At 72.5% G+C, this 15,854-nt stretch carries 18 protein-coding genes; 10 read left to right on the forward strand and 8 right to left on the reverse strand.

What is annotated here, in order from left to right:
* Positions 1 to 62: 62 nt before the first annotated feature.
* Positions 63 to 1,235, reverse strand: coding sequence for a trans-sulfuration enzyme family protein (locus tag IEZ27_RS17135; protein WP_189648104.1), 1,173 nt, complete (start codon positions 1,233 to 1,235; stop codon positions 63 to 65).
* 60 nt (positions 1,236 to 1,295) lie between these two features.
* On the opposite strand from IEZ27_RS17135, the gene IEZ27_RS17140 reads away from it, so the two are divergent.
* From IEZ27_RS17140 to IEZ27_RS17165, 6 genes are read left to right on the forward strand one after another with little or no spacing between them, the layout of a single operon-like run.
* Entirely contained in the window at positions 1,296 to 2,732 is a 1,437-nt protein-coding gene (locus tag IEZ27_RS17140) for an aminotransferase-like domain-containing protein (protein WP_189648105.1), read from the forward strand.
* Positions 2,733 to 2,744: 12 nt separating this feature from the next.
* Positions 2,745 to 3,434, forward strand: coding sequence for an alpha/beta fold hydrolase (locus IEZ27_RS17145; protein WP_189648106.1), 690 nt, complete (start codon positions 2,745 to 2,747; stop codon positions 3,432 to 3,434).
* 46 nt (positions 3,435 to 3,480) lie between these two features.
* On the forward strand, positions 3,481 to 4,362 hold the full coding sequence (locus IEZ27_RS17150) for an ABC transporter ATP-binding protein (RefSeq protein WP_189648107.1): 882 nt from the start codon (positions 3,481 to 3,483) through the stop codon (positions 4,360 to 4,362).
* Complete coding sequence (locus IEZ27_RS17155) at positions 4,359 to 5,078, forward strand: ABC transporter permease (RefSeq protein WP_189648108.1); 720 nt, start codon at positions 4,359 to 4,361, stop codon at positions 5,076 to 5,078. The genes IEZ27_RS17150 and IEZ27_RS17155 overlap by 4 nt, the downstream gene beginning before the upstream one ends.
* Before the next feature lie 19 nt (positions 5,079 to 5,097).
* Complete coding sequence (locus IEZ27_RS17160) at positions 5,098 to 6,183, forward strand: sensor histidine kinase (protein ID WP_189648109.1); 1,086 nt, start codon at positions 5,098 to 5,100, stop codon at positions 6,181 to 6,183.
* Complete coding sequence (locus IEZ27_RS17165) at positions 6,180 to 6,785, forward strand: response regulator transcription factor (protein WP_125630916.1); 606 nt, start codon at positions 6,180 to 6,182, stop codon at positions 6,783 to 6,785. The genes IEZ27_RS17160 and IEZ27_RS17165 overlap by 4 nt, the downstream gene beginning before the upstream one ends.
* 14 nt (positions 6,786 to 6,799) lie before the next feature.
* Here IEZ27_RS17165 and npdG read toward each other — a convergent pair whose 3' ends face one another.
* On the reverse strand, positions 6,800 to 7,453 hold the full coding sequence (gene npdG / locus IEZ27_RS17170; RefSeq protein WP_221761998.1) for an NADPH-dependent F420 reductase: 654 nt from the start codon (positions 7,451 to 7,453) through the stop codon (positions 6,800 to 6,802).
* Between the two features lie 109 nt (positions 7,454 to 7,562).
* Between npdG and IEZ27_RS17175 the strand changes: the two genes are divergently transcribed.
* The gene (locus tag IEZ27_RS17175) at positions 7,563 to 8,141 is read left to right on the forward strand and encodes a hypothetical protein (RefSeq protein ID WP_125630920.1); all 579 of its coding nucleotides are present in this window, start codon (positions 7,563 to 7,565) and stop codon (positions 8,139 to 8,141) included.
* A 28-nt stretch (positions 8,142 to 8,169) separates the two neighbouring features.
* On the opposite strand, the gene IEZ27_RS17180 is transcribed toward IEZ27_RS17175, so the two are convergent.
* Entirely contained in the window at positions 8,170 to 9,111 is a 942-nt protein-coding gene (locus tag IEZ27_RS17180) for a LysR family transcriptional regulator (protein WP_189648110.1), read from the reverse strand.
* A gap of 73 nt (positions 9,112 to 9,184) precedes the next feature.
* Between IEZ27_RS17180 and IEZ27_RS17185 the strand changes: the two genes are divergently transcribed.
* Together IEZ27_RS17185 and IEZ27_RS17190 are read left to right on the forward strand one after the other, a co-directional pair.
* Complete coding sequence (locus tag IEZ27_RS17185) at positions 9,185 to 9,436, forward strand: CBU_0592 family membrane protein (RefSeq protein WP_125630923.1); 252 nt, start codon at positions 9,185 to 9,187, stop codon at positions 9,434 to 9,436.
* On the forward strand, positions 9,433 to 10,077 hold the full coding sequence (locus IEZ27_RS17190; RefSeq protein WP_189648111.1) for a cyclase family protein: 645 nt from the start codon (positions 9,433 to 9,435) through the stop codon (positions 10,075 to 10,077). Before IEZ27_RS17185 ends, IEZ27_RS17190 begins: the two co-directional genes overlap by 4 nt.
* Before the next feature lie 13 nt (positions 10,078 to 10,090).
* On the opposite strand, the gene IEZ27_RS17195 is transcribed toward IEZ27_RS17190, so the two are convergent.
* On the reverse strand, positions 10,091 to 10,267 hold the full coding sequence (locus IEZ27_RS17195; protein ID WP_189648356.1) for a hypothetical protein: 177 nt from the start codon (positions 10,265 to 10,267) through the stop codon (positions 10,091 to 10,093).
* Positions 10,268 to 10,299: 32 nt separating this feature from the next.
* Here IEZ27_RS17195 and map point away from each other — a divergent pair, with 32 nt between their 5' ends.
* The gene (gene map, locus IEZ27_RS17200; protein WP_189648112.1) at positions 10,300 to 11,148 is read left to right on the forward strand and encodes a type I methionyl aminopeptidase; all 849 of its coding nucleotides are present in this window, start codon (positions 10,300 to 10,302) and stop codon (positions 11,146 to 11,148) included.
* A gap of 33 nt (positions 11,149 to 11,181) precedes the next feature.
* Here map and IEZ27_RS17205 read toward each other — a convergent pair whose 3' ends face one another.
* From IEZ27_RS17205 to IEZ27_RS17220, 4 genes are all read right to left on the reverse strand, one after another.
* Positions 11,182 to 11,571, reverse strand: coding sequence for a sensor histidine kinase (locus IEZ27_RS17205; protein WP_189648113.1), 390 nt, complete (start codon positions 11,569 to 11,571; stop codon positions 11,182 to 11,184).
* A 208-nt stretch (positions 11,572 to 11,779) separates the two neighbouring features.
* Positions 11,780 to 13,753, reverse strand: coding sequence for a cytochrome c oxidase assembly protein (locus tag IEZ27_RS17210; protein ID WP_189648114.1), 1,974 nt, complete (start codon positions 13,751 to 13,753; stop codon positions 11,780 to 11,782).
* Entirely contained in the window at positions 13,750 to 14,328 is a 579-nt protein-coding gene (locus IEZ27_RS17215) for a copper resistance CopC family protein (RefSeq protein WP_189648115.1), read from the reverse strand. The genes IEZ27_RS17210 and IEZ27_RS17215 overlap by 4 nt, the downstream gene beginning before the upstream one ends.
* Before the next feature lie 44 nt (positions 14,329 to 14,372).
* The gene (locus IEZ27_RS17220; RefSeq protein WP_229824063.1) at positions 14,373 to 15,656 is read right to left on the reverse strand and encodes a helix-turn-helix domain-containing protein; all 1,284 of its coding nucleotides are present in this window, start codon (positions 15,654 to 15,656) and stop codon (positions 14,373 to 14,375) included.
* Positions 15,657 to 15,854 lie beyond the last annotated feature (198 nt).

Genomic DNA, 15,854 nt, shown 5'->3' on the forward strand with positions numbered 1-15,854 from the left:
CCCCCTTGGTGAAGGCTCCGGAGGGGTGGTCACGGCTCGGAGACGGCGAGCACACGCCGAGGCTATCCGAGCGCCTGGGCCACGTCGGCCCACAGGTCCTCGGGATGCTCGATGCCGGCGGCGATGCGTACCATGCCCTCGCCGACGCCGTGCCTGGCCAGTTCCTCGGCGTCGAGCGTGCGGTGCGAGGTGGTGGCGGGGTGCATGACTCGGGTCTCCACGCCGCCGAGCGAGGGGGCCAGCAGCGCCAGCCGTACGGACTTCATGAACGCCTCCCCCGCCGCCCGCCCGCCGGCCAGGTCGAAGGAGAACACGCCGCCGAAGGCGGGCAGCAGCTTGGCCGCCAGCTCGTACGAGGGATGCGAGGGCAGCCCCGGCCAGTGCACGGCCGACACGGCGGGGTGCGCGGCGAGCCGGGTGGCCAGGAAGTCGGCGTTGGCGCAGTGGCGTTCCATGCGCAGCGGCAACGTCTGCAGCCCGCGCAGCGTCAGCCACGACGTGAACGGCTCGGCCGCCGACCCCAGCTCGGTGGCGAAGTGCCAGACCTTGCCGTGCAGCTCCGGGTCGGCGAAGACGGCGATGCCGCCGATCACGTCGCTGTGCCCGGACAGGTACTTGGTGGTGGAGTGCACGACGACGTCGGCCCCGTGCTCCAGGGGGCGGCACAGCACGGGGGTGGCGAAGGTGTTGTCCACCACCGACAGCACGCCCAGCTCGCGGGCCGTGGCGCACATGGCCGGCAGGTCGGCGACCAGCGCCATCGGGTTGCTGATGGTCTCCAGGTAGACGAGCCGGGTCTCGGGCCGTACGGCGGCGCGCAGCGCGTCGGGGTCGTTCTCGGGCACGTGGGTGACGGTCATGCCGAACCGGCCGACCAGCTCGTTGATCATCGCGGCGGTCCCGCCGTACAGGGAACGCTGGGCGATCAGGTGGTCGCCGGGCTTGAGCAGAGCGAGCAGGACGGTGTTGATCGCGCCCATGCCGGAGGCGGCGGCCAGCGCGGCCGCGCCGCCCTCCAGCCCGGAGACCGCCGTCTCCAGGGCGCGGACGGTGGGGTTGGTGTAGCGGCCGTAGACGAAGGCGCCGTCGGGGTCGCCCATCGCCGCGCCCATCATCTCCGGGTCGTCGAAGGCGAACCCGGCGCTCTGGTAGATGGGCATGCCGAGCGGGCGACTGCCCTCGACGGCGGGCTGAGGCAGGTGTACGGCACGCGTCTCAGGGCGAAACTCAGTCATGTCATCAAATATCCCCCGCTTTGGCATCTTCTTGCAGAGCCAATACGCCAGAATTGGTCCATGAACAGGGCCAATCCCGACGACCTCGTCGACCTGCTGGGCCGGTGGGCCTCCGGCCGCGGCCCGCTCTACCTGCTGCTCGCCGCCCGCCTCCGGACGCTCGTGGACGACGGCGTGCTGCCGCCGGGCGGCCAGTTGCCGCCCGACCGGGTCCTGGCCGCCCGGCTCGCGGTGGGCCGCGGCACCGTGGTGGCCGCGTACGAGCTGCTCCAGCAGGAGGGCCGGGTGGTGCGCCGCCAGGGCAGCGGCACCCGCGTCGCGCCGTCCGACCTGTCCGCCACCAGGACCGCCGACGGCGTCGCGGCCAATCCGCTGATGTTGCACCTCCTGGACGCCCCCGACGGCGTGCGGCTGCTGACCTGCGCGGCGCCCGACGACCCGCCGCAGGCGCTGTTCGAGGCGTACCAGGAGGCGGGGGCGCGGGTGGCGGAGCTGCGCGACCTGGGATACCAGCCGGCGGGCGAGCCCTCGCTGCGGGAGGCGCTGGCCCGCTACTACAGCGCGCGCGGCGTGCCCACGACGGCCGGACAGATCATGGTGACGACGGGCGCGCAGCAGGCCCTCACACTGCTGGCCGGGCTGCTGGTCGCGCCGGGCGACACCGTGCTGACCGAGTCGCCGACCTATCCGGGGGCGCTGGAGGTGTTCCGGCACGCGGCGGCCGTCGTCAAGCCCGTGGACCTGACGCACGACCAGGCGCGGCCGGCGGTGCGCGAGCGGCCGGCGCTGGTCTACTGCGTGCCCACCGCGCGCAACCCCGACGGCGCGATCATGGACGACGCGGGCCGCAGGCGGCTGGCCGCCCTGGCCGCCGAGCACGACGTGCCGCTGATCGACGACGAGGTCCGCGCCGAGCTGTGCTTCTCGGGCGGGACGCCCGCGCCGGTGGCCGCGTTCGGCGCGGGCGAGCAGGTCGTCACCGTCGGCTCGCTGAGCAAGCTGGTGTGGGGCGGGCTGCGGGTGGGCTGGATCCGCGCGGCGGCGCCGCTGGTCTCGCGGCTGGCCAGGCTGCGGGCCGTGCACGATCTCGGCGGCGAGGTCTTCAGCCAGCTGGCCGCCGTCGCGCTGCTGCGCCGCCTCGACGAGGTGCGCGACGCCCGCGTACGGGTCCTGCGGCGGCGGCACGACCACCTGTGCGCCGAACTGCGCGCGCGGCTGCCGTCCTGGACGTTCGAGCCGGCCCGCGGCGGCCAGACCATCTGGGTACGCCTTCCGCGCGGCGACGCCGACTCCTTCGCCCAGGTCGCGCTCCGGCACGGCGTCGCGGTGCCGCCGGGCCGCTCCTTCGATCCCCTGGGCGGCCAGGCCGACCGCCTGCGCCTGCATTTCCTGTTCTCCGAGGAGGAGTCGTCGCGGGCGGTGCGCGATCTGGCGGCGGCCTGGGCGGCCTACGACGGCGGCCGGAAACCCGTCTCCCGGCACGCGCTCGTCGTCTGACAGGGTGGGGCCATGGAAACGACCTTCGTGCTGGTGCACAGCCCTTCCGTCGGGCCCTCGACGTGGGCTCCGGTGGCCGAGTCGCTGGAGCGGCGCGGCCGGGCGGCCGTCGTCCCCGACCTGACCGGCGTGGCCGCGGGCGGGGCGCCGTACTGGCCGCGCGTGGTCGCGGCCGTGCGCGAGGCCGCCCCCGCCGAGGGGCCGCTGGTGCTGGTGGCCCACAGCAACGCCGGGTTCTTCATGCCGGTGATCAAGGAGGGGCTCGGCGACCGGGTGGTGGCCTGCGTGTTCGCCGACGCGCACGTGCCGCCGGCCCGGGGGCTGGTCAGGATCGCCGAGGAGGACTTCCTGCCGTTCCTGCGCGGCCTGGCCGGTCCCGACGGCGTCCTGCCGCGCTGGACCGACTGGTGGGACGAGGAGGACGTGGTGGCCATGCTGCCCGACCCCGCCGTCCGCGTACGGGTGACGGTCGAGCAGCCGCGGCTGCCGCTCGACTACTACACGCAGTCCGTGCCCGTCCCGGCGGGCTGGGACGCGGTCAGGTGCTCGTGCCTGTGGTTCGGCCCCCCGTACGAGAAGGCGGCCCAGGACGCGGCCGGCCGCGGCTGGCCGGTCACCCGGCTGCCCGGCCTCCACCTGCACCAGGTCATCGACCCGGAAGGCGTCGCGGACACGCTGCTGAAGCTCTCCAGGAAGTCGTGAATTCTTCACTGTCGAGCCCCTGACCTGTCCGGTCATAGTCGGACACATGATTGAGGTGAACGAGCTCAGGAAGAGCTACGGGAGTTACGCGGCGGTGAAGGGCGTCTCGTTCGAGGTGGCGCCGGGCGAGATCTTCGCCCTCCTCGGCAGGAACGGCGCGGGCAAGACGACCACGGTCGAGGTGCTGGCCGGCTTCCAGCGGCCGGACGGCGGGACCGTCCGGGTGGCCGGCCTCGACCCCTGGTCCGACCGGGCGGCCGTACGGCAGCGGGTCGGGATCATGCTCCAGGAGGCCGGGTTCTTCCCCGACCTGACCGTCGCCCGGACCGTCGCGGTCTGGCGCGACTTCACCGCCGCGCCGCGCCCGGTGGGCGAGGCCCTCGACCTGGCCGGCCTGTCGGACAAGGCGCGGACCAGGGTGCGCCAGCTCTCCGGCGGCGAGAAGCGCCGGCTCGACCTGGCGCTCGCCCTGCTCGGCCGCCCCGACGTGCTGTTCCTCGACGAGCCCACCGCGGGCATGGACCCCGAGGCCCGCGCGAACACCTGGGAGGTCGTCTCGGCCCTGGCCGCCAGGGGCACCACGATCCTGCTGACCACGCACTACCTGGAGGAGGCCCAGCGCCTGGCCTCGTCCATGGCGATCATGGACGAGGGCGAGATCGTGGCGGCGGGCGGGATCGCCGAGACGCTGGCCGGGCGCGGCGGGCGGGTGGCGTTCCGGCTGCCCGCCGGGGTGGCCGCGGACGACCTGCCGCTGCCGGTCACGGTGGAGGGCGGCACCGCCGTCTGCCGCGCAGAGGACCCCGACCTGGCCGCGCAGACGCTGCTGACCTGGGCGGCCGGGCGCGGGCTGCGGCTGTCCGGCCTGGAGGTCCGCGCCGCGACCCTCGAAGACCTCTTCCTCGACCTGCCCAGGAGCGCCCGATGAGCCTGACCGCCACCTACCGTCTCGGCACCCGCCTGTTCTGGCGCGACAGGGCCATGCTGGCCGCCTCGGTGATCACCCCGGTCGGCCTGGCGGTGGGCATGCCCGCGCTCATGCGGCACGTCACCTCCGGCGGCGTGCCCTTCGCCACCACGATGTTCCAGAGCGCGCTGGCGATCCTGCTGGCGCTCACCGCGTTCATGAACATCGCGGTCGCCCTGACCACCCGCCGCGACCAGCTCGTGCTCAAGCGGCTGCGGGCCGGGCTGCTGACCGACGCGCAGATCCTCGTCGGCCAGATCGCCGGCACGGCCACGCAGACCTTCGTCGTGATCGTGTTGTGCACGGTGGCCGTGCGGTTCGCGGCCGGGGTGCCGCTGCCGGACGACCCGCTGCTGTTCGCCGCCATGACCGCCGCGGGCTCGGCCGTGCTGGCGCTGCTCGGGGCCGCGTACACGGCGGCGATCCCGCGCAGCGAGCTGGCCGGCGCGTACACCATGCCGCTCTTCCTGGCCGCCGGGGTGTCGGCGGGCGCGATGGGGCCGATCCCGCTGCCCTCGTGGCTGAGTACGGCGCTGGACCTGCTGCCCACCTCGGCCGTGGTGCACGCGGTGAAGACCGGGGAGGCGGTCGTGCCCGCGCTCGTCCTGGCCGGGTGGGCGGTCGTCGGCGTCGTCGCGATCAGGTTGTGGTTCCGCTGGGAACCGCGCCGGTCGTGACTCGGCGATAATCGCTGCTGTGGTGGTCTCGTCCTCGGCCCAGAGGCTCGCGCGGGTGCTCATCACGGGCGTCTCGGTCGTCTACTCGCTCATCGGGCTGCTCTACTTCATGGGAGGCCCGGGCGTCGGCCTGCTCGCGACGGCCGTGCTGGTCGCCGTCGTCTCCACCCACTACGTCAACATGCGGGCCGCCCTGCGCGGCGGGCGTCCGCCGCTGTTCCCCGCCACGCTGCCGCTCCAGGCCGTCGCCACCTACGCGGGCGACTATCTGCTGCCGAGCGGCTGGTCCGCGATCGCCGCGCCGCTGCTGGCCGGGACCCTGCTGGTGTTCCTCTCCCTCCGCTGGGCCGTGCCGCTGATCGTCCTCATGATGCTGTACGAGGGCGCCAACACGTGGATCGGCTTCCCCCTGGCCGTGGTCACCCTGTTCTACGTGATCACCATCCCCATCACGGGCTCGATGATCTACGTCCTCGTCCGGCTCGTCCGCGTCGCCGCCGACCTGGAGGAGGCCAGGGCCGACCTGGCCGACGCGGCCGTGCTCAAGGAACGCCTGCGCATCTCCCGCGACCTGCACGACGGCCTCGGCCGCAGCCTCACCGCCATCGCGCTCAAGGGCGACCTGGCCGGACGTCTCATGGACCGCGACCCCGCCTCCGCCCGCGGCGAGGTGGGCGACCTGGTACGCGTCGCCAGGGAGGCCGCCCAGGACGTGCGCCAGGTGGCCCGCGGCTACCGCGCGATGTCGCTGACCGGCGAGACCGACCGCGCGGCGGCGCTGCTGGAGTCGTCGGGCGTGAGCTGCCAGGCCCATCTGGCCGAGGTGACCCTGTCCCGGCGGGCTGAGGAGGCGCTGGCCTGGGGCGTACGCGAGGCGGTCACCAACGTCCTGCGCCACAGCAGGGCCACCACCTGCACGATCACCACGTCGCTGCGGGAGGGCCGGGTCCGCCTGGAGGTGGCCAACGACGGCGTGGAGAGCGGGTCCGGCGAGCCGGGCGGGGGCCTGACCGGGCTGGCCGAACGGGCCTCGCAAGCGGGCGGCGCCTGCTCGGCCGCCCCGGCCGGCGGCGGCTTCCTGCTGACCATGGAGGTGCCGGCGTGATCCGGGTGCTGCTGGCCGAGGACATGCACATGATCCGCGCCGCGCTCACCGCCCTGCTCCGGCTGGAGACCGACATCGAGGTCGTGGCGGAGGTGACCCGCGGCGACGAGATCGTGCCGGTCGCGCTCGACGTCCGGCCCGACGTGGCGGTCGTGGACATCGACCTGCCGGTCACCGACGGCATCACCGCCGCCGCCGAGCTGCGCGAACGGCTCCCGTCCTGCCGGATCCTGGTGCTCACGGCCATGGGGCAGCCCGGCCACCTGCGCCGGGCGCTGGCCGCGGGCATCGAGGCGTTCCTGGTCAAGGACGCGCCCGGCGACCGCCTGGCCGACGCCATCAGGCGTACCGCGGCCGGGCTGCGCGTGCTGGAGAGCGAGCTCGTCTCCTCGGCCATGGAGTACGGCGAGAGCCCGCTCACCCCGCGCGAGTCCACCGTGCTCAGGCAGGCGGCCAGGGGCGCGACGGCCGAGGAGATCGCCGCCCGCCTGCACCTGTCCCCCGGCACGGTACGCAACTACCTCACGGCGGCGATCACCAAGACCGGCGCCCGCAACAAGATCGACGCCATCCGCGTCGCCGAGGACGCGGGCTGGCTCTAGACGCTCCGGACGCTCTAGACGTCGGTGACGCGCAGGCCGGCGTGCGCCTTGTAACGGCGGTTGATCGAGATGAGGTTCGCGGTCAGCGCCTCGACCTGGTGGGCGTTGCGCAACCGGCCGCCGTAGACACCGCGTACGCCCGGGATCAGCTCGGCCAGCGCCTGCACGGTGTCGGTGGCCTCGCGGTCGTCACCGAGCACCAGCACGTCGAGGTCCACCTTCTCCACGGCCGGGTCCATCAGCAACACGGCCGACACGTGGTGGAAGGCCGCCACGACCCGGCTCTCGGTCAGCACCGCGGCCGCCTGCTGGGCGGCGCTGCCCTCCTCCACCGGCAGCGCGTAGGCGCCCTGCTTGTCGAAGCCGAGCGGGTTGACGCAGTCGACCACGATCTTCCCGGCCAGCTCGGCGCGCAGCGACTCCAGCAGCGCCTTGTGCCCCTCGTACGGCACCGCCACGATCACGACGTCGGCCTCGGCCGCCACGTCGGCGTTGGCCCCGCCCCGCGCGCCCGAGCCGATCGACCCGGCCGCCTCCTGCGCCCGCTCCGCGCTGCGCGACCCGATCAGCACCGTGTGCCCGGCCAGCGCGAACCGTCGCGCCAGCCCCTTCCCCTGGTCGCCGGTGCCGCCGAGGATCGCGATGGAAAGCCCGTTCACATCTGTCATAGCCCCGATCATGCCAGCCCCGCCGGTGCGTACGGCAGGCCGGGGCGGCCCGGGCGCCGGACGTCCGAATCGGCCTCCTTCGTTCCCGTTCCTCGTGCACCATGGAGGCATGGACTCAGGTTCGGTGGCATTCCTGCGCGAGATCCTGGCCCCGACGGGCTGGCTCGACCGCACCCGCGAGCTGGGCCTGGCCCTGCGGGCCACCCGTTCGCCCGGCGGCCTGCTGCTCGTGGGCCCGCCGGACGACGAGCCCTGGCACGTCACCGCCCACCTCAGCGACGAGGCGAAGTTCTCCGGCCTGCCGCAGCTCACCCCCACGCTGGTCCGCTGGTCGCCGCCCGCCGACGCCCCGGCCCACCTGCGCGTCGGCCTCGACCGGCTGGAGCAGGCCGGACGCGGCGAGACCCTGTTCGTTTTGTCGGAGCAGGCGGCGCCGGTCCCGCTGCTGGAGCGCGTCGACGACGCCCGCCGTACGGGGGCGACCATCCTGGCGATCGGGGGCGCCGACTCCGAGCTGAGCGGGCTGGCCCACGACGCCATCGCCGTGCCGGCGAGCGGGCTGATCACCTTCGACGGCGCCCAGCACCTGGTCAGCGCGGCGGCGGGCGAGGTCGAGCAGCGTCCGGGCCTGCGCGAACGCCTGGCCCGCCTGCTGGAGAAGGTCAGCGGCCCCCACCTGACCGAATGACCCCGCCGAGTGGCCGAACGTCCGGAGGTCAGGGCTGGGTGGCGAGGCGGGGGCCGAGTGCCGCCCGCAGGCTCTCGGTGGCCTCCTCGATCGCGCCGATCACCACCGCCTGCACCGGGTCCGGCTCGCCCGACCGCGTCCTGCTCACCCGCGTGACCGCGTCCAGCCGGCGCGCCCCCACCTCCCGTACGTCGCTCACCCGCACCTCGCCCTCCGGCACGTCGAGCAGCGCCAGCGAGGGCACGATCGCCACCCCGTGCCCGGCGGCCACCAGCGCGAGCACCGGCGAGAAGTCGGTGACGACGTGCGTCCTGCGGGGCTCGACCCCGTGGATCCCGGCGAGCCGGTCGAGCGCCTGCCCGCACGCCTGGTCCGGCTCGGCGGCCACCCACGGCAGGCGCATCAGGTCCGCGGTCGACTCCGGCTCGGGCCAGTCCGGCGGCAGCACGACGCGGAACTCGTCCACGTGCAGCGGCCGTACGGTCAGCGAGGGCTGCGCGGGGACCGGCAGGCTCATGTCCTGCTCGGTGATGAGCAGGTCCACGGCGCCGAGGCGCAACTCCTGCAGCGCGGGCTGCCCGTAGACCTCGTGGATGACCGGCGTGATCCTCGGATGGCGTTCGGCCAGGGCGCGCATCGCGGGCACCAGCATGTGCTTGATGGCCGTGGGGAAGGCGGCGATCCGCACCGGCCCGGCCAGGCGTTCGGTGAACCTGGTCAGCTCCTTCCTGGCCTCGGTCAGCTCCTCCTCGACCCGCTCGGCGTACCCGGCGAGCACGCGGCCCGCCGGGGTGAGCGAGACGCGGCGCTGCGAGCGGTCGATGAGCGCCAGGCCGACCTCCCGTTCGAGCTGGGCGAGCTGCTGGGAGACCGCTGAGGGGGTCAGGTACAGCGCCTCGGCCGCGCGCATCACGCCGCCGCGGCGGGCGACCTCGTGCAGGACACGCAGACGACGAGGGTCGATATCCATGCAGGTCAGCTTACGTCCACCTTTAGCTTTCTTTATTTGTGCTTTAAGCCCAAAAATCCAGAGAATATCGGCCATGGATCTCCTCCTCGACGCCGTCGGCTGGGCCGGAGCCGCCCTGCTGCTGACCGGGTACGCCCTGGTCTCGTCCGCGCGGTTGTCCGGCGACGGCGTGGCGTACCAGCTCATCAACCTGTTCGGCGCGCTCGGCCTCATGGTCAACAGCGCCTACAACGCCGCCTGGCCCTCCACCGGGCTGAACCTCGTATGGGCCGCCATCGGAGGGATCGCCCTCGTCAAACTCGCCCGGGTGGGAGCCGCCAAATGATCGTCGAACTCAGCCACCGCATCACCGACGGCATGATCACCTATCCCGGCGTCCCGGGCCCGGTCCTCGGTACGCACCTGAGCAGGGAGGACTCGCGCGAGGTCTACGCCCCGGGCACCGAGTTCGAGATCGGCACGATCACGATGGCCGCCAACACCGGTACCTACCTGGACACGCCCCACCACCGCTACGCCGACGGCCCGGACCTGTCGCAGGTGCCGGTGAGCAGGCTGGCCGACCTGCCCGGCCTGCGCGTACCCGCCTCGGGAGGGCGGGAGGTGGTGCTCGACACCACACTGGACGTACGCGGCCGGGCCGTGCTGATCCACACGGGCTGGGACCGCCACTTCGGCACCGGCGCCTACCTGCGCGACCATCCGTACCTGGCGGCGGAGTCGGCGGAGTGGCTGGCCGAGCAGGGCGCGGCGCTGGTCGGGATCGACTCGCTCAACATCGACGACACCCCGCCGCACGGCGAACGCCCCGCCCACACGATCCTGCTGAGGGCGGGGATCCCGCTGGTCGAGCACCTGACGGGGCTCTCGGCACTGCCGAGTGAGGGCTTCAGGTTCCATGCCGCGCCCCCGATGATCGCGGGCATGGGCACCTTCCCCGTACGCGCCTACGCCGTCGTGCCGTAGGCGGGACGGGGCGTCACTCGTCCTCCTGATCGGCCTCGTCCCACGCCTTGTTGCGGTCGGCGGCGCGCTGCAATGCGCCCGCCGCCTCCTCCTCCGAGGCGTAGGGACCCATCCGGTCCTTGTTGGGGCAGCCCTGCTCGGGCTCGACCCGCATGTGCTTGAGACAGAACCACCACTGGCCTTCGCTCACGAGGTCAATTCTGCCCCGTAGACTCGTGTTTCATGACGACACTGCTCCAGCCCGGGCGAGTCTCGCCCATGCGAAAGGTCCCCGCCCACATCGAGCGGCCGGAGTACGTCGGCAAGAAGCGCCCCAGGACCGGCGAGTCCGACGTGAAGACCCCCGAGATCATCGAGCGCATGCGGGTGGCCGGCCGCATCGCCGCCCAGGCCCTCGAAGAGGTCGGCAAGCACGCCGTCCCCGGGGTCACCACCGACGAGCTCGACCGCATCGGCCACGAGTTCCTCCTCGACCACGGCGCCTACCCCAGCACGCTCGGCTACAAGGGTTATCCCAAGTCGTTGTGCACGTCGATCAACGAGGTCATCTGCCACGGCATCCCCGACGACACCGTGCTGCGCGACGGCGACATCGTCAACGTCGACATCACCGCCTACATCGGCGGCGTCCACGGCGACACCGACGCCACCTACCTGGTGGGCGAGGTCGACGAGGAGTCGCGCCTGCTGGTCGAGCGCACCCGCGAGGCCATGATGCGGGCCATCAGGGCGGTCGCGCCCGGCCGCCAGCTCAACGTGGTCGGCCGCGTCATCGAGGCGTACGCCAAGCGCTTCGGCTACGGCGTCGTACGCGACTTCACCGGCCACGGCATCGGCACGACCTTCCACTCCGGCCTCATGGTGCCCCACTACGACGACCCGTCGCTGCGGGTGGAGCTGGTGCCGGGCATGACGTTCACCATCGAGCCGATGCTCACGCTGGGCACGATCGACTACGACATCTGGCCCGACAAGTGGACGGCCGTCACGAAGGACCGCAAGCGCACGGCCCAGTTCGAGCACACGATCATGGTCACCGAGACCGGCAGCGAGATCCTGACCCTCCCCTGAGCCTCACCCCAGGGCACCCCGGGCCCTGGACGGTCATCGTCGCCTGGGGATCACTCCGCTCACCGTGGTGCCCTCGCCGGGCACGCCCTTGACCGACAGGCTGCCGCCGAGCTCGGCGAAGGCGGCCCGCATCCGGGCGATCCCGCGCCCCGTGCGCCCGTCGGGCAAGCCCTGGCCGTCGTCGCTGACCGTCAGCCGCAGGCCGCTCGGGCCCGTGGTCACGGCGACCGAGACGGTCTTGGCCCGGCTGTGCCGCTCGACGTTGGACAGCGCCTCGCGCATCGTCTCCATGACGCCGCCCGACACCCTCGACGGCACGTCGGTCCCGGGCAGCGCCCACGTCTCGACCGCGATCCCCGTCTGCTCCGACCACTGCGCCAGAAGGCTTTCGAGCGCCTCGGCCAGGCTCTGCCCCCCGCGCATGCGTGTCTCTTCCGACAATGGTTCTCGCCTTCCTCGGCACCCCGGGGCCCGCGCCGGTCCCCACGCCGGCGCCCCGCACCGCGTCGCGCGATCCCCCCTCAAGGTTCGCAGACGCTGCTGATGAGGTTATGCCCTTCTCCCCTGTGAGACAGGCTACCCGGCGCTTCTGAAACCTGGAGTCGGAAGATAGGGTGCCCTGGCCGAACCGCTACTCGCCCTTGTCAGCGCGGTTGAGACGGGCGAGATAGGCGTTGTAGGAGTCGAGTTCGGTGTCGCCGGCGGCGCGTTCGGCCTTGCGGTCGGTGCGCCGGGCTTGCCGTTCGTCGTCGCGGTACCACTGGAACGCGATGGCCAGCAGCACGAGCAGCGTGGGGATCTCACCGAAGCCCCACGCGATGGCCCCGCCGTCCTGCTGGGTCTGGAGCAGGTTGTCGCCCCACGTACGGCCGAGCTGTTCGTACCAGCCGGAGGCGATCACCGAGCCGGTCATCATCAGCGCGATGCCGAAGAAGGCGTGGAAGGGCATGGTGACGAAGAGCATCAGCAGCCGCCCGACGTACGGGAGCCTGCTCGGCCCCGGGTCGACGCCGATGATCACCCAGAAGAACAGGGAGCCGCTGAGCAGGAAGTGCAGCGTCATCCAGATGTGCCCGAGGTGCTCCTGCATGGCCGACTCGAACAGCGGCGTGAAGTACAGCGCGTACGTCGAGGCGATGAAGATGGCCGTCGCCACGACCGGGTGGGACAGGACCTTGACCACCCGGCTGTGCAGGATCGTCGTGATCCACTCCCGCGCGCCCCGGTCACCCCGACGGGCCGCCGGCTTGAGCGCCCGCAGCGCCAGCGTGACCGGGCCGCCGAGGACCAGGAAGATCGGCACGATCATGGAGAGCGTCATGTGCTCGATCATGTGCACGTCGAACATGACCTTGGCGTAGCGGGCCAGGCCGCTCTGGGTGGAGAACACCAGCAGCGCGATCCCGATGAACCAGGCGGCGGTGCGCCCCCACGGCCAGGCGTCGCCGCGCCGGATCAGCCGGTAGACGCCGGCGCCGTAGAGCCCGGCGAGCACGGCGGCCACCGCGGCGAAGAACAGGTCGAACCACCACAGGGAGAACACGTTCGCGATCGTGAGCTCCGGCGGGACGGGGAAGCCGAGCAGCTCGAACGCCCGGTCGGCGGGCACGCTGAACTCGGGCGGCGGTGTACGCGACAACGCGACGGCCAGCCCGACGGTGGCCAGCATGAGCAGCGTCTCGCCGCCGGCCAGGCGGGTGAACGCCCTGGGCTTGCCCGCCTCCAGGTCGACCAGCGTGCGCTGGCGGTGCCAGTAGCCGACGTAGCCGAGCAGCACGAAGGCGACGATCTTGGCCAGGGCCAGCAGGCCGTACTGGGTGGTCCAGAGGTCGGACAGCGCGCCGAGGCGGGCGACCAGGCTGAACACGCCGGACAGGCCGACGGCGACGAAGCACCACACCGCCATCGTGGAGAACCGGGCGGCGGCCACGTTGAGCTGCGGCTGCCCGCGCATCGCGTGCACGGCCAGCACCACCAGGCCGCCCACCCACAGGGCGAGCGCGAGCAGGTGCAGCGACACCGCCGAGGTGGCCAGGTCGTGGTTGGGCGAGGAGGAGGTGTGGCCGGTCAGCGGCGGCGGCAACATCGTCACGAGCGCGAACACCAGCAGGGCGGCCGCGGCCCCGGCGGTGATGGCCCCGCGCGAGAACAGCGCGATGGCCACCCCGAACAGCACCACCAGCGTGAGCGCCACACCCTGGGTGGTCTGGGTGGCGGTGCTGGTCAGGTATTCCCGGTTGAGGATCTGGGGCACAGTACGGCCCCACGAGTCGGCCGTGGTGAACACGATGGCCAGGAACGCCGATCCGGCCCACCCGAGCGCGGTCCAGGAGGCGGACCTGACGTAGAGCAGGCCCGCCTTGCCGAGCATGCCTTTGTCGTTGGGCAGCAGCAGCGCCGCCGCCAGCAGCAGGCCGACGGTGAGCACGCCCGTGACGTCCATGAGCAGCTTGGACACCGGCAGGCCCCACCTGACGACCGCTCCGGCGTCGGGCAGCCCGGGGATGATCCGGGGGAAGGCCCTGCCGCCGGCGATCATGCCGATCACCAGGGCGACGACCGCGGCCGCCCCACCCGCGAGCGCGAGACGCGCCGTTCTGCTCATGGCTTCTTCTTCCGCGCGCTGAACAGGAACCCGATGCCGATGCCGACCAGCGCCCCGATCCCGATGATCAGCCACGTGGGAAAGCCGACCCGCGCCGCCGACGCCTGGTCGGCCTCGGCCGCGGCGGGAGTGGCCGCAGGAGCGGACGAGGCGGCCGTCGCCGGGGCGGCCGAAGCCGGGTCGGTGGCCGACGCGCTCGGCGAGGGCGCCGCGGCCGCCTTCACCGTGAAGGGGATCTCCCCCTCGATCGGGTGGCCGTCGGAGGAGACGACCCGGTAGGCGATGGTGTACTTCCCGCCCGGCAGCGGCCCCTTGACCGCCTGCCGCACGACCGCGCCGTCGACCTCGGGCTTGCCCTCCTGGAAGACGGCCTCGCCCGCGCCCCGGACGATGACGAACGGCATGCGCACCTTGGCGGTGAACTCCAGCCTGACCTCGTCGAGAGCCTCGACCTCGGCGCCCTTGGCCGGGTCGCTGCTCTTGAGTGAGTCGTGGGCCAGCGCCGGGGTGGCGGTGCCGAGCACGAACAGGGCGGCGAGAATCGCGGTGAGTGCCGCGAGCGGGGAACTCTTCATGGCACCACCAAGGCTACCGACGCCACCGCCCGGTCCTGACCTCGCTACAGCCCCGCGCAGGCGAGAGCCCGCTGGTAGGCGTCCACGGCGCCGTCGGAATCGCCCAGCTGGTCCATCGTCTCGGCGGTGGCGTACCAGGTGGACGCCGAACGCCGGGAGTCGGGCAGCGGCGCCAGCCAGTCGCGCACGGGGCCCACATGGGCGCGGGCCTCCTCCATCCGGCCGACCCCGCCGTAGACCCTGCTGAGCAGCAGGTCGGCCTCGGCGCCGAGGGCCGATCCCGGGTAGGGCAGCAGGTCCTTGCCCGCCTGGGCCTGCTTGACGGCCTCGTCCAGGTTGCCGGTCATGGCCTCGGCGACGCCGAGCTCGATCCGGACGCGGGCGCGCTCGATGGGGCTGGTCGAGGTCTGCTCGTGCTCGACGACGGCCTGGCGCAGCACGTCACGGGCGGCGGCCGCCTCGTGCGGGCGGGCCTTGAGCCGCTTCTGCGTGAGCGCGAGGCGCATGATCGCGATGCTGCGCGGCTGCCCGTGCTCCAGTTGCACGGCCATGGCCCGCTCGGAGAAGGACAGCGCCTCCTCGGTGTGGCCGGTCATGGCCGCCGTGTTCGAGGCCATCCAGTTGGCGGCCACGATCGAGCGCGGCGTGCCGAGGGCGTCGGCGGCGTTCAGCAGCTCGGCCGCGAACTGGCGGGCGCGCAGCAGGTCGCCGCGCTCCATGTACGCCGCCAGCAGGCTGCCGCCGAGCTCCACGAGCAGGTCGTTCCAGACGGGTCGCGTCGTTGCGTTGAGTATCCGCTCGGCGACCTCGACCGCCTCCGTGAGGCGCTCGCTCTCCCGGTAGCTGCGGCACAGGTTGATGGCGATCTCGATCCGGCGCTCGGTCGACAGCTCCTCCTCGCGGAGCCGCAGCAGGATGGCGATGGCGCCGTCGAGGTCGCCGCTGGCCTGAGTGGCGAGCGCGAGGCCGAATTCGGTGTCTTGACGAAGAGCCGTCAAGCCTGTCAGGTTGTTGTTCGCCAGCAGCTCGGTGTAGCGCGTGCGGGCCTCGGCGACCTCACCGTTCTCGAGCGCCAGACGCGCGTAGCCGAGCGCCAGCTCGATGTCCTCCATCTGCTCGGCGGTCACGCCGTTGATCAGATAGGACAGCGAACAGTCGAGTTTCTGCGCCAGCAGCTCCAGGACCGCAGGTGTCGGGGTACGCTTGCCACTCTCGATCAAGGAGACGTAGCTGTCCGACAACTCGGGGTGCGCCAGCTGTGCCTGTGACAGGCCACGCTGCCGGCGAACGGTCTTGATACGGAGTCCGACCAGGTCAGATGTGGTCACAGTCGTTGCTCCCTGAGATGATGAAGTCCGAGCAACCCCACACAGGCGAGGGAGAACCCCCATGCGCATGCGTATTGCCCTGTCTGCGCTAGCCACCGTGCTCATCGCAGCGGTGACTCTCGCAGGCAATGTTACGGCGGCGAACGCCGACACGTCTGCACTCTATTCAGGCCAGGACATGGCGCACTGCTGCTGACC

This window comes from Nonomuraea spiralis, from assembly GCF_014648435.1.
Taxonomy (GTDB): domain Bacteria; phylum Actinomycetota; class Actinomycetes; order Streptosporangiales; family Streptosporangiaceae; genus Nonomuraea; species Nonomuraea spiralis.